This is a genomic window from Rhodococcus sp. 06-470-2 (assembly GCF_002258235.1).
In the GTDB taxonomy this organism is placed as follows: domain Bacteria; phylum Actinomycetota; class Actinomycetes; order Mycobacteriales; family Mycobacteriaceae; genus Rhodococcoides.
In genome coordinates this window covers 154,225-168,024 of sequence record NZ_NOYB01000047.1, presented here as the reverse complement: position 1 = coordinate 168,024, position 13,800 = coordinate 154,225, and the positions used below count along the sequence as shown (strand labels likewise).

The window sequence follows — 13,800 nt, the reverse complement described above, 5'->3', positions numbered from 1 at the left end:
TCAGACCGACGCGACCCGGCCCGCCAGCTCTTCGGCGAGCCGGGTCGCGACGTCGAGTTCGGACGCTTCGACCATCACACGCACCAACTGCTCGGTACCGCTGGGGCGCAACAGAACTCGACCCGATTCCCCGAGTTCCCGTTCGGCCGACGCCACCGCGTCCGACACCGACGGTGCCGACGCCACCGCTGCTTTGTCGGACACGCGCACGTTGATCAGAACCTGCGGCAGGGTCCGCATGGCCGACGCCAGATCCGCGAGCGAACGCCCGGTCTGCGCCATCCGCTCCATCAGTCGCAGCGCCGTGGCGATCCCGTCTCCGGTCGTTCCGACCGCGGGCAGCACCACGTGCCCACTCTGCTCGCCACCGAGCGCGAAGCCGCCGCGGCGCAACTCCTCGAGCACGTACCGATCTCCGACCGCGGTGGTGCGCAACGTGATTCCGGCCTCGCGCATCGCAATGTGCAGACCGAGGTTGCTCATCACCGTCGCGACCAACGTGTCGTCGGTCAAGTGGCCCGCGTCGTGCATCGCGATGGCCAGTACCGTCATGATCGCGTCGCCGTCCACCACGGAACCCGACGCATCGACGGCGAGGCATCGGTCCGCGTCGCCGTCGTGCGCGATCCCGAGGTCGGCTCCGTGCTCGACGACGGCCTTCTGCAAGCCCTCCAGGTGCGTCGACCCGCACCCGTCGTTGATGTTCAGACCGTCGGGTTCTGCATTGATCGCCACGACCGTCGCACCGGCCCGCCGGTAGATCTCGGGCCCGACGACCGAGGCGGCACCGTGCGAGCAATCGACCACGACGGTCACGCCGTCGAGTCGATGCGATACCGATCCGGCCAGATGTTCGGTGTAGCGCGCCGCGGCGTCGTGCGCGAGTTCGATACGGCCGATCGCTGCACCGGTGGCGTCGTAGGGCGGTTCGTCGTTCCGGGAGCGCCCCTCGGGATCGAGGGCAGCTTCTATCCGGTCCTCGACGTCGTCGTCCAGCTTGTGTCCACCGGCAGCGAAGATCTTGATTCCGTTGTCGGGCATCGCATTGTGGGACGCCGAGATCATCACGCCGAGCGCCGCGTCGTATTCGGCGGTGAGGTAGGCGACTGCGGGTGTGGGCAGTACGCCGACGTCGATCACGTCGACACCCGATGCGGTGAGTCCGGCGGACACGGCTGCGCTCAGCATCGCCCCACTCACCCGCGGATCACGACCGACCACTGCGACGGCCCTGACGCCGTCGACGTTCGGTGCCAACACGGCGGCTGCGGCTCGCGCGATCCTCAACGCCAGCTCAGCGGTCAGAACCCCGCCCGCAAGTCCCCGAACTCCGTCGGTGCCGAACAATCGCGCCATGAACCAAGACCCCTTCGAGCGGAGAGAATGTGGTGGAAAATGCCTCGAGGGCAGGCGTCCGATACTGCTGGATGCCTGCCCTCGAGGATGAAACGGGTAAGACGCGTCAGCGCTTGGAGTACTGCGACGCCTTACGGGCCTTCTTCAGGCCGTACTTCTTGCGCTCGACTGCACGCGCGTCACGCGTGAGGTAGCCCGCGGCCTTGAGCGGCGGGCGATCGTCGGGTGCAAGCTCGATCAGTGCACGCGAGATGGCCAGACGCAGTGCGCCTGCCTGTCCCGACGGTCCGCCGCCGTGCAGCAGCGCGACGATGTCGAAGGACTCTGCGCGGTCCACCAGAACGAGCGGAGCCTTGATCAGCTGCTGGTGCACCTTGTTGGGGAAGTAATCCTCGAGGGTGCGGCCGTTGAGCTTGAATCCGCCGGTGCCCGAGGACAGCCGAACGCGAGCGACGGCTTCCTTACGGCGACCGACGGTCTGGATCGGGCGATCGAACACGATCGGGGCCGGAGCGGCTGCGGCTTCGATGTCCGAGACGACCTCGGGATCTTCGACTGCCACGAACTCGTCGGCGGCGATCTCTTCGATGTTCTCCTGCGACGTCACGTCATTTCCCTCCGGCGCCGTCACTGGGACACCTGCTTGATCTCGAACGGAACGGGCTGCTGAGCGGCATGCGGGTGGTTCGGTCCCGCGTAGACCTTCAGCTTGCTCGCGATGGCATTACCGAGCTTGTTCTTGGGGATCATGCCGACGACGGCCTTCTCCACGAGACGATCGGGGTTGCTCTCGAGGACCTGACGGGTCGAGCGCGACTTCAGACCGCCCGGATGGCCGGAGTGGTGGTGGTGGAACTTGCCGTCGAGCTTGTTGCCGCTGATGGCAACCTTCTCGGCGTTGATGATGACGACGAAGTCGCCACCGTCGACGTTGGGTGCGTAGGTGGGCTTGTGCTTACCGCGGAGCAGAGTCGCGGCCTGGACGGCGAGGCGTCCGAGCACGACGTCCGTGGCGTCGATCACATGCCACGTCCGGGTGGTGTCCCCGGCCTTCGGGGCGTAAGTAGACACAGAAAATTCCTGTCTTCATGATGTCGCTGCTGGCCAAGACGAGTGGATGCCCTCGGCGGCCAGTTGAGACCCGAGGACAAGAGCTCGATACGCACAGAAGTACGCGGCGAGCCCATACACGCCAACGGGGAACGATACCGGGAGCGGACGCCCAGGTCAAAACACCTCCGCTCGTCGACGCCTCGACTCGTCGACCTCGTCAGCGCAGGCGCACACACTGCATGCATCGACGGGCAGCGGGAAGAGCCTCGAGCCTGATCGCCGGGATCTCGCTTCCGCACCGCTCGCAGGAACCGTAGGTCCCGGCCGTGAGCCGCGAGACCGCCGCGTCGATCTCGCGGATCTCCGACTGGGTGTCGGTGATCAGCGCGGCGATCTTCGCTCGCTCGAACGCGATCGTCGACCCCTCGGGATCGTGCTCGTCGTCGTCGGTGGTCAGCCGCGATCCTTCGATCACCGACGCAAGTTCGGCCCGAAGCGACGCCAGTCGACGGTCGGCACGAGACCGCTCGGCCCCAAGTACTGCTCCGACGTCCGTCACCGAACCAGTAGACACCCGGACCGCCGTCGTGACCAGTTTCTCCGGCTCACGAGAACCGAGCTGGAGGAAGACGGAAGCCCCGACCGAGGTCTCGGTCGGGGCTTCCGCTCTTCGTGACGACGGGTCAGCGAGCCATCCGCGCCTTGTTGGCCATCTCGACGCCGTGCATCGTCTCGCCACCGGTGCGGGCGGCCGCGACGAGGCTCGACAGAATGAGGTTGAGCTCGTCGGATGCAGAGCTCCACTGACGCTGCAGCTCGTAGTAGGACGTCATCGCGTCGCCCTCCCACGACTGGTAGAGCCGCTTCGCGGTGCTGTCCACGTCCCCGAGAAGGTCCTTGGTCACGTTCGCCTGCTTGTTCATCGCCTCGGTCAGCGCCGCGATCTGCGCGAAGTCGTATTTCATGTCGGATCGGTCTCCTTGGTCGAGCGTGGTCGTGTGGATTGTCGTGTGGTCACCGGATGCACGTTCACCTGAACGAGGACAGTCCCGAATTCAGCGATCCGGCCACCTGGTTCACGGCCGACACGTTGTCGTCGTCGGCGTCCGAATAGCCGTGGCCGTTCGTCTTGATGTCCGCGGAGATCTGCTCGAGCGCGCTCCGCATCTTCTGCGCACTGGTGTCCCACTGAGCCATGACGTCCTGAAAAGACTTGCCTGCCTTGCCGACCCACGCCTCGGCGGTCTGCTCGACGATCGACCGAACGGCCGAATTGGACGCGTTGATCGACACACTCAGGCCTTCGATCGTGGCACCGGCGGCCACGAGCTCCTGCGGTGTGACCGTGACGCCGTTCGACGAACCCGTAACTTCCGGTCCCCCTGGATATCCCACTTCGACTCCTTGTCTCCGATACTCGATTCACATGCACCCGCGGCGCACGTGCCGATCGACCGAGAGGCCACTGTCGGCCCGCTCACTCCCCTACATCTCCTTGGACGCAACGACCCCTCGATTCGGTTCCGGCCGTGCACGAAAAACTGTGGGCCGCTCTCACGACGGCGCAACGATGTCCAGAGTCTGCGTTGCCTGACCGCATTCGGCGTCGATCACCGTCGCGTCGTCTCCCTCGAACTGGCAGCCGATGCTGACCTGAAGGTCGGACTGGACGAACACGCGCCACAGCACCGTCGAGTCGTCGATCGGTCTCTCGGTGTAGGCGATCCCGACGCGGCCGCCGAAATCGCGGGTGGATTCGAGCGATCCGATGGTGGAATCCGGCCCACGGGCATCGATGGCCGACCGAAGCTCGTCGGCAACCTGCTGCTGCGTCGAACCCGGTGACAGCTCTGCCACGGTGACGACGATCCGACGCTCGGGTGGGGTCGGCGGAATCAGCACCATGCGGTCCGCTTCGTCCACCTTCGTCCAGGTGTCCGGCAACCGCATCGACACCCGCCCGGACACGAACGTCACCGTCTCGACCGGCGTCGGCGGGTCGGTCGTCGTGGTCGGTAACGGTTCGACGAGGGACGACACAGCACTCGGGGCCTCGGTAGGCGACAACGGTTGCGCTGCAACGCTATCGGAAGCAACGGGAGGACGTCCGGTGAAATACACAGCTGCGCAGACGAATACGATGACCGCTGCTGCCGCACTCACGGCCGCGAGCAGCTGGGGACGCCGCTTCTCCCGCGGCCGCGGCGGGGCGGCCACGTCGTCGAGCCATGCCGCCGATCGCGTCGTCGCAGCACGGACCGATGGCGCGGGGACGAGATCCGCCCCGGCTCGCCGATACAGCGACCGGGCGACATCGAGTCCGGTCAACCATCGAGTGGGGTGATCGGCGACGGGATCCTCTCCGACGCGGGGCGCCGCCACCACGTACACCTCGTCGGGGCAGTTCGTGACCGACGACCGGACGTACTCCCCGACCGCTCGTCGCCAACCGTCGTCGTCACCCGTACCGAAGGGCAGGATCGCGCCGGTGTCTCCGCCGTGCGCCCCCGATTCGTCGAGAACGACGACGGACGTGTCGAGAGGCCCGACTTCGACGACGACCGCGGCGGACGGCGCGCGTTCACCCGACCACGACAGGGCCGCCTCGGCCGTCTCCACGAGCACCACCTCGTTCGCCGAGGTCGCAAACAGTGCACGAAGGATGCTCGTCCGTTGCTCGCCCCAGGTCGATGGATACGCGATCTCGAGCACGTCGAGTCGGTCGTGCACCCCGGCACCGTTCAGGGCCGACCACACGATTCCGTGCAGTACCGCCTCCCGGTCCCACACCGAGCTCCCCACCGGGACCGACGCATCGTCGATACAGAGCAGGGGCGAAATCTCGTCTCCCTCCGTGCCCCGGCCGAACACCAGACGACCACCCTCGGCCGTGGCGAACGCCGATCCGACGCTCTCTCTCGGACCCTCGAAGGCTCCGGCCGTCGCGACGACGGAGATCTGCGTGTAGCCCAGATGCACTGCGGCATAACGCCACGAGGGGCTCGTCAACTCGAATGTCCGAGCTGAACGAGTGCCTGGCCCGAGCGGTCGACGAACACCCCACGTCCGGGCGGCATGGCACTGGGACGTACCGTCCCGAGCAGATTCCCTTCGTCGCGGCTTCCGCTCATGACCAGTCCCGGCGTGACCAGATCGCGCAACCGTCCGATCACCGGGTCGAACAGCGCCCGGCCTGCCCCGCCGGAACGACGCGCCACGATGAGATGCAGCCCGATGTCTCGTGCATGGGGAAGGTGTTCCACCAACGGGGCCAACGGATTTCCCGACGACGTGGCGACCAGATCGTAATCGTCGACGACGACGAACACCTCGGGGCCGTTCCACCACGACCGCTCGCGAAGCTGCTGCTGCGTCACGTCCGCCCCCGGCATGCGGTCGGCCATGCGGCCCGCGAGGTCGACGAGCATGGCCGTCAGCGTCGCCTGGGAGGCCGCGTACCCGGCCAGATGCTCGGAATCGACTGCGCCGAGAAGAGTTCGGCGGTAGTCCGCGACGACGAGTTTGACGGTGTCGGACGAGTTGGCCTCGACGAGCGATCGACAGATTCCGCGCAACAGAGAGGTCTTGCCGCACTCGCTGTCACCGAACACGACGAAGTGTGGATTCTCCGCGAAATCGACCACGACCGGTGCCAACTCGGCTTCGTCGATGCCGATTGGAACTCCGAGCTCGGGGATACCGCCGCGGATTCGTGGCCACGTATCACCGAGCCGATCGACGATCGCGGATCGTTCGAGCAGCTCGGGCAGCATGCGCACCGGCGGTGCCGGGGTTCCCGCAGATGCAGCCGAGATCGCGGCGACCGACTCACCGACCGCGCGAGAGAGTCCGTCGACGGAACAGACGTCGTCCACTCGTGGAAGTGCGATCAGCAGATGCAGTCCGTCCCTGGTCATACCCCGGCCCGGACGCCCTTCGGGAACGCTCGCGGCCTTGGCTCGGCCCATGTCCGAATCCGACGGATCTCCCAGCCGCAGTTCCAGTCGAGTACCGATCAGGTCCTTGGTCGCGGGCCGAACTTCCGCCCACCGAGAGGCGGTGAGGATCAGATGCAGACCGAAGGCGAGGCCCTGCGTCGTCAAGGTTGCGATCTGCTGTTCGAGACTCTCGAAATCGGACCTGATGGACGGCCAGCCGTCGATGACGAGAAAGACGTCACCGAACCGATCCTCGGGGTCGACGGGGTGCGCTGCACGACGCCGTCGGAACTCCGCCATCGAGTCGATCCCGCGATCACGGAAGGTCTTCTCTCGCTGCCGAACGACGCCGGCGACCTCGGCCACGGTCCGCCGAACCCGGTCGACATCGAGCCGGTTGGCCACCGATCCGACGTGCGGCAGATCGGCCAGCCCGGCCAGCGTTCCGCCGCCGAAATCCAGGCAGTAGAACTGGACCTGCGCCGGCGAATGCGTCATCGCGAGCGCCAAGATCAAGGACCGAAGCGCCGTCGACTTACCCGATTGCGGGGCACCGACGATGGCGACGTGGCCCGCAGCACCGGACAGATCGACGGTCAGCAGATCACGGCGCTGATCGAAAGGCCGGTCGATGATGCCGATCGGGGCACGCAGGGCGGCGAGCGGACCGATGCGCTCGGTCAGAACCGAGTCGGGCAGCAACCGGTTCAACGTCGGTGCGGTGTCCAGCGGCGGCAACCACACCTCGTGGGCCGGCGTTCCGCGACCCCGAATTCGTCCGACGACCACATCCAACACCGTCGGGCCGGTGCTCCGGGAGTCGACCGGATCCGGTTCTGCCTCGGGCGCAGTGGCAGCCTCGATGCGGCCGAGATCGACCGAGTCGAGCGGTACCGCGTAGGCGGTGAAGGGCCTCGGCCCGATGTCGCCTCCGAGTGAGGGCCGAACGCCAGGACCGGAACGCGGCGGCGAGTACGGGCCGGAGACGTACGCCGCGGCAAACCTGACGATCTCGGCCGAATCGCACTTGAGGTAGCCCGCACCCGGTTGTGCAGGCAGATGATAGGCGTCGGGAACTCCGAGCACCGATCGAGACTCGTTCGCGGAGAACGTCTTCAGGCCTATTCGATAGGACAGGTGACTGTCGAGACCGCGTAACTTTCCTTCTTCGAGGCGCTGACTGGCGAGCAGCAGATGCATGTGCAGAGAACGTCCGAGCCGACCGATCGCGACGAACAACTCGGCGAATTCCGGTTGCTGGCTGAGCAATTCCGAGAATTCGTCGACCACCACGAACAAGGCGGGCATCGGTGCCAGATCCGCTCCCGCGGCTCGTGCCCTCTCGTAGTCGGAGACGTTCGCGAAGTTGCCGGCCGAACGCAGCGATTCCTGCCGACGGTTCATCTCACCGGCCAGCGCATCGCGCATTCGATCCACCAACGCCAGGTCCTCGGACAGGTTGGTGATGACCGCGGCCACGTGCGGTGCCGACTCCAGGCCTGCGAACGTCGCACCGCCTTTGAAGTCGACGAGCACCAGGTTCAGCTGGTCCGGCGAGTGAGTCGACACCAAGCCCAGCACGAGTGTGCGGAGGAACTCCGATTTTCCCGAACCCGTTGCCCCGATGCACAATCCATGAGGTCCCATACCGTTCTCGGCGGATTCCTTCAGATCGATCTCGACGGCGCTGCCGTCGGGGGCGACACCGATCGGTACCCGCAGCCTCTCGCGTCCGCGCCGCGTCGTCCACGCTCGGTCCGTGTCGAGTGCACCGACATCGGCTATACCGACCAGGCTGTTCCATCCCGAGATCGGGACTCCGCCGTCGTCGACGACATCGACGACGGACGAGGACGACGGCGCACGATACGGCGACAGGCGTCGAGCCACGGTGTGCGCCTGGGTGGTGCTCATCGAATCCGCGACGGCGAACACCTCGACCGTGGTTCCGCTGACCGCTCCGATGGATCCGTTCTCGGCGAACAGCCGAAGGCCACGCGATGCGGCGAGTCCGGGACACAGGCCGGACAGATCGATGATCGTGACGGAATCGAGGCCCGTGTCGGTGAGATCGGTCGATCGGTTGTCCAGAAGCCCGCCGTCCACCACGATCAGCAACTGCACGACGCCTGCGACGGGAACAGCTCCGCGCGCAAACCGATTGCGCATGGACAGCACGTCGCCGAGTGCTCCCTCGAGTTCGAGGAAGCTGCCGAAGATCATCCGAGCGGACCCGGCACCGTCGCGCAGAGCGTCGTGCTGAGTGTGCGGGAGCCACTTGGCCCACTCCCATTGCTGCACGGTGTCCGGCCCGCAGACGATCGCGACAGCGACATGGTCGGGTCCGTGAAAGCTGCACAGCGAGGCCAACATCGCGCGCACCATCGCCCGGGCCGCGTCGCGATCTCCCGATACGGACAGCGCCGCGAATCCTCTCAGTGACACCGCGGTCGGCAGCGCGGCCACCACCGAATGAGCTCGCACGAAGCGGCGCAGAGACACTGCCGAGACGGGTTCGAGTTCTTCCACCGGCCCGGTCTCCGGCGGAACCAGTCGAGTGGCGAGCCGCTGATCCCCACAGCCGACTCGTACGTGCGCGAAATCCGGATCCGACAGTCGCCGTTCCCACATGCGCTCGGTTCCGGCGATCGACCACAACGTCTCGGGTGCCGGGTGACTCCATTCGAGGGCTCTGCGTTGTGCGCGCTCGGTCTCGGCGACGTCGCGGCGGAGCTGATCCAGATAGCGGAGGTAGTCCTTGCGATCCTCGTTCGCCTCGGCCGCACGCGCTCCGCCCGACTTCCCGCCGCCTGCCAACATCCCCACCATGGACATCAACATCATAGCCGGGAACATCAACATCATCGGGTTCGCCGCTGCCCCGGAGGTGAACATCAGCGCGACCATCCCCACCATCGCGGCCACCATCACCAGCGGCATCAGCTTCATCAGCAGATTGCCCGGCACCGCGCGCGGGATCTCGGGTGGCGACTGCAGGGTGACTTCACCGCCGGGAGATCGAGGCACTTCCCGTCTGGCACCGCGAACGAAGTGCACGGTACTCATCGATCCGCCCCCACGGCCACGCCCCCAGAACCCCATCGCGGCGGCCTCCCCCCGAGGCCGCAGGACGACAGGCTAACGCATCGAAGACCGGCCGGTCCACAGCTGCCGTCACGCCCGTCGGACGGTCGAGAAATAGAACGCTGCCCGACGCCGTTGCACATCGATGTGGCTCTTCTGCCGCGTGCTCGACGAACGAAAGGCTGGCCCCAACCGTGTCCGTACCCTTGTCCATCCTCGATCTCGCTCATGTGGGCGAGGGCGAAACAGTCCGCGACAGCTTCGATGCAAGCGTCACTCTCGCTCAGCATGCCGAGAACTGGGGATACCGACGCATCTGGTACGCCGAGCACCACAACATGAAGACGATCGCGTCGTCGGCCACGTCGGTGCTCATCGCGCATGTCGCTGCCAACACCGAGCGAATCCGGCTCGGATCCGGCGGGATCATGCTTCCCAATCACGCGCCGCTGACCATCGCCGAGCAGTTCGGCACTCTGGCGACGCTGCACCCGGGACGGATCGATCTGGGTCTCGGCCGCGCCCCCGGCAGCGACCAGGTGACGATGCGGGCGATGCGGCGAGATCCCGCGTCGGCAGATCGCTTTCCCCAGGATGTCCAGGAACTGCAGGGCTACCTGTCGGCGGAGTCCCTGATTCCCGGAGTGAGCGCGACTCCCGGCGCGGGTACCGAGGTACCGCTGTACATCCTCGGGTCCTCGCTGTTCGGCGCGCAGCTCGCGGCCGCACTCGGCCTGCCCTATGCTTTCGCGTCGCACTTCGCACCCGACGCCCTCGAGCAGGCCGTCGAGATCTATCGGCGAGACTTCCGACCGTCCGCGCAACTGTCGGAGCCGCACCTGATCGTGGGTGTGAACGTGATCGCGGCCGATTCGATGGCCGAGGCACAGGCTCAGTTCCTGCGCACCAAGCGCAGTCGCGTCAGCCTGCTGCTCGGCCGCGGCCGAACCTTCACCGACGAGGAAGCCGACATGGTCCTCGAAGCGCCTGCGGGCCAACAGATCGCGAACATGACCAAGTACTCGGCGGTGGGCACTCCTGACATGGTGAAGGACTATCTCGATCGATTCGCCGAACGCACAGGGGCGGACGAGCTGATCGTCGCGTCCGGTGTGTCCGACCGCGCGTCGTGGCTTCGCTCGTTCGAGTTGCTCGCACAGGTCAGCGATCTGGTTCCTGCCTGAGAGCTGCGCACGTCGCAGGTGGATTCCGACGACCGGTTGATTGTCGCAGCGATGTCGTAAGGTTTGGACACCGATGCCCACTGGGGCGGGCATCGGCACGCGAATCGTACGTATCCGGGGGGATCTTCATGACACGCGCCGACAGCCGTCCATCGGCCGGCATTGTGCCACCGCGCACGGCACCTGCCGATCCGACACAATCGCCCACCGCGCCGGACGCGAGTCGGCGGGCATCGGGCGCACAGTCCGTCTTCGCGCAGGACGTCTGTCGGGTGACGGTGTTGGCCAGGTCCACGCAGGTGGACATGGCGCTGCCGATCGACGTTCCTGTTTCCCTTCTCGTTCCAGGAATCGTCGACATGATTGCGGCGGCGGGAGTGGAGCCTGCGGAACGACCCGGGAGAGCGGGAGTGGAGCCTGCGGAACGACCCGGGAGAGCGGGAGTGGAGCCCGCGGAACGACCCGGGAGAGCGGGAGTGCGGCCTGGTTCGGGAGGCGGTGTGCCGAGCGACGGGGATCCCGTGTCGGACGGGTTGCCGGTGGCGTGGACGCTTGCGCGGATCGGGTTTCCACCGTTGTCGCCGACTGCGACGTTGTCCGAGCTGTCGGTGCGCGACGGGGAATTGCTCGTGCTGGGTGTGGCCGAGCGGCCCGCTCCGGTTCCCCTGTTCGACGACCTCATGTATTCGGTTGCACGGTCGGGTAGTGACGATGTTCGGCAGTGGACTGCGCGTACGGCGCGCACGGTGGGTTCGGTCGTCACCGGTCTGTCGGTGTTGGTGGCATGCGCGGTCCTGGCGCGGGAGCCGATCCGTGCGGGAGCCGAGCATGTCGGCAGTGTCGTCGAGGGATTCGCTGCCGTCACTGCGTCGATTCTCTTCGCGATCGCGGGGGTGATTCTGGGGCGGGTGTACGACCAGTACGCCGTCGCTGTCGTCTTCGGCGGATGTGCCGTAGCGCTGATGTTCACCGGCGGAACTGTGCTGGTACCCGGGCAGTTCGGTGCGGCTCAGCTGATGCTGGGTTCGGCCATGGCGGGCGCTGTGGCTCTGCTGTCCCTTCGCATCGGCGGGACCGGGTTCGCACTGTTCACCGCTGCGATTTTGCTCGCAGTTCTGACGTTCGCTGCGTCGGTGTGCGCGCTTTTCACCACCGTGCCCCAACCGTCGATCGGCACCGCGGTCGCTCTCACCGGCCTGGCGGGAATTGCGCTCTCTGCCCGGGTGTCGATGATGCAGGCCAAGTTGCCGCTTCCACCGGTTCCCACCGCAGGAGCACCGCTGGACACGGTCGAGGAAGCCGAGCTCGACGCGATCTCGTTCGCGGATCTGCAGGCCTCCGCAGCTGTGGCGCGTAGCTGTCTATCCGGCCTGCTGTCGGCGTTCACTGTTGCCGTCGTGGCGGGCGTGCTGGTTGCGGCAGCAGCCGATTCCGACGGTGGCGTCCGGTGGCCGGGGGTCGCGCTCGCGGGATTGTGTGCGCTCGTCCTGCTTCTGCGCGGACGCACCTATGCGGTGGTGACGCACGCAGTTCCGTTGGTTGCAGGGGGAACGACGATTCTGCTGGCGCTGTCGATCGGTGCGCTCGTTGCGTTGCCCGAACACGCGCTCGCCCTGTTCGGTGCGGCACTGGCCGGCGCGGTGACGGCATCGATCTTCGGAGCTTTCGTGCCCACACGCACGTACTCGCCGGTGATGCGGCGGTCGGCCGAACTGCTGGAATACGCGGCCATCGCCCTGGTCATTCCGATCGCAGTGTGGGTGTGCGGTCTGTACAGCGTCGTCCGCGGGCTGTGACAACGCGCCGGCAGCGAACGATCGTCATCGCGGCGTTCACTGCTCTCGCCCTGTTTTCGAACGCGGTCATCGGGGTGTATCCGGCAGGCGCCGAACGTCCGGTGATCGACCCGTTCCAGCTGCCTCCGCCGAGTCCTCCCGGCCCTCTCGAACCCACGGAACAGAAGAATGCCTGCGCCCTTCCGTCCGCGGCCACCGATGTTCAGGACGTGCCGACCGCGCTGAAGGCCCTCGACTTCGCATCGGTCTGGCCCATCACCCGTGGGGCAGGTCAAGTGGTCGCCGTCATCGACACCGGAGTGACCGCTCATCCACGCCTACCGGGTCTGATCGCCGGCGGTGACTACGTCAGCGCAGGTGACGGGTTGTTCGACTGCGACGCGCACGGGACGATGGTCGCCGGCCTGATCGCCGCACAGACCGCACCGGGCAGCGGATTCGCCGGAGGCGCACCCGATGCACGAATTCTGTCGATTCGTCAGTCCAGCAATGTCTTTCAGATCGTCGACAACAGGTCGGAGGAGGAGCAGGCGGGCGAGCCGGAGAACGCCGCCGGCTACGGCAACGTACGCACCATGGCCATGGCCATCCGAACTGCGGTGGACGCGGGGGCCTCGGTCATCAACATCTCCGAGGTCGCCTGCGTGCCCGCCGGAGGCGGTGTGCCCGACGGTCCGCTCGGCGCGGCCGTGCAGTACGCCGTCCGAGAGAAGAACGTCGTCGTCGTTGCAGCAGCCGGTAATCTCGGCAGCGCGGCCTGCCGGGCCCAGAACCCGATGACGGACCCGCTTCGGCCCGACGCGGACCCGTGGGCCTCCTTCGCGACCATCGCGACTCCGGCGTGGTTCGACGACGTGTTGACCGTCGGTTCGGTCGAATCGGATGGCACACCGTCTTCGTTCAGCCTGGGCGGTCCATGGGTCGACGTCGCGGCTCCTGGTTCGAATATGACCTCACTGTCGCCGACGGGAAACGGACTGGCGAACGGCACCCTGGGCACCGATGGCGTCGTTCCCATGACCGGAACGAGCTTTGCCGCACCGCTCGTTGCTGCGGTGGCGGCTCTGGTGCGCGCCCACCGCCCCGAGTTGTCGGCGCTGGAGGTGGTGGACCGGATCCAACGAACGGCGCATGCGCCGGCCGAGGGGTGGAATCCCCTCGTCGGCCACGGCATCGTCGATCCGCTTGCCGCGGTGACCGATTCGGTGACGGCTGCTCCCCTGTCGGTGCCTGCGGACAGTGTCGCGATGACTGCGCCGTTGCCACCGCCTGCGCCGGATCATCGCCCGCGGACCGCAGCCGTCACCGGTTCGGTGCTGGTGGCGGCGATCCTGGCGCTCGGGCTCGCCCTGTCGGTGCCACTGCGCCGACGGGGTAGATCCGATTGAA

At 66.7% G+C, this 13,800-nt stretch carries 11 protein-coding genes; 3 read left to right on the top strand and 8 right to left on the bottom strand.

From position 1 onward, the window contains the following. The 8 genes from glmM to eccCa all read right to left on the bottom strand — a co-directional run bounded on the left by glmM (position 1) and on the right by eccCa (position 9,413). Complete coding sequence (gene glmM, locus CH276_RS27235; protein ID WP_094632411.1) at positions 1-1,356, bottom strand: phosphoglucosamine mutase; 1,356 nt, start codon at positions 1,354-1,356, stop codon at positions 1-3. Between the two features lie 106 nt (positions 1,357-1,462). Continuing rightward, positions 1,463-1,987 carry a 30S ribosomal protein S9 gene (rpsI, locus tag CH276_RS27230; RefSeq protein WP_032397516.1) on the bottom strand — a complete coding sequence of 175 codons (525 nt, stop codon included), beginning with the start codon at positions 1,985-1,987 and terminating at the stop codon, positions 1,463-1,465. Continuing rightward, a complete protein-coding gene (gene rplM, locus CH276_RS27225; protein ID WP_032397517.1) occupies positions 1,984-2,427 on the bottom strand; it encodes a 50S ribosomal protein L13 in 444 nt (147 codons plus the stop codon). The genes rpsI and rplM overlap by 4 nt, the downstream gene beginning before the upstream one ends. A 199-nt stretch (positions 2,428-2,626) precedes the next feature. Then, positions 2,627-2,968, bottom strand: coding sequence for a TraR/DksA family transcriptional regulator (locus CH276_RS27220; protein ID WP_094632409.1), 342 nt, complete (start codon positions 2,966-2,968; stop codon positions 2,627-2,629). 124 nt (positions 2,969-3,092) lie between these two features. Then, on the bottom strand, positions 3,093-3,374 hold the full coding sequence (locus CH276_RS27215) for a WXG100 family type VII secretion target (protein WP_032397518.1): 282 nt from the start codon (positions 3,372-3,374) through the stop codon (positions 3,093-3,095). 64 nt (positions 3,375-3,438) lie between these two features. Next, a complete protein-coding gene (locus tag CH276_RS27210) occupies positions 3,439-3,804 on the bottom strand; it encodes a WXG100 family type VII secretion target (RefSeq protein ID WP_176459470.1) in 366 nt (121 codons plus the stop codon). 159 nt (positions 3,805-3,963) lie between these two features. Beyond that, complete coding sequence (locus CH276_RS27205; protein ID WP_094632405.1) at positions 3,964-5,418, bottom strand: type VII secretion-associated protein; 1,455 nt, start codon at positions 5,416-5,418, stop codon at positions 3,964-3,966. After that, positions 5,415-9,413, bottom strand: a complete 3,999-nt coding sequence (gene eccCa, locus CH276_RS27200; RefSeq protein WP_094632403.1) for a type VII secretion protein EccCa — start codon at positions 9,411-9,413, stop codon at positions 5,415-5,417. Before eccCa ends, CH276_RS27205 begins: the two co-directional genes overlap by 4 nt. Positions 9,414-9,625: 212 nt before the next feature. Between eccCa and CH276_RS27195 the strand changes: the two genes are divergently transcribed. From CH276_RS27195 to mycP, 3 genes are all read left to right on the top strand, one after another. Next, positions 9,626-10,615, top strand: a complete 990-nt coding sequence (locus CH276_RS27195) for an LLM class flavin-dependent oxidoreductase (protein WP_032397521.1) — start codon at positions 9,626-9,628, stop codon at positions 10,613-10,615. A 128-nt stretch (positions 10,616-10,743) separates the two neighbouring features. Next, positions 10,744-12,411 carry a type VII secretion integral membrane protein EccD gene (eccD, locus tag CH276_RS27190; RefSeq protein ID WP_094632401.1) on the top strand — a complete coding sequence of 556 codons (1,668 nt, stop codon included), beginning with the start codon at positions 10,744-10,746 and terminating at the stop codon, positions 12,409-12,411. Beyond that, on the top strand, positions 12,408-13,799 hold the full coding sequence (mycP, locus tag CH276_RS27185; protein WP_441344247.1) for a type VII secretion-associated serine protease mycosin: 1,392 nt from the start codon (positions 12,408-12,410) through the stop codon (positions 13,797-13,799). Before eccD ends, mycP begins: the two co-directional genes overlap by 4 nt. The last annotated feature ends 1 nt before the right edge of the window (position 13,800 follow it).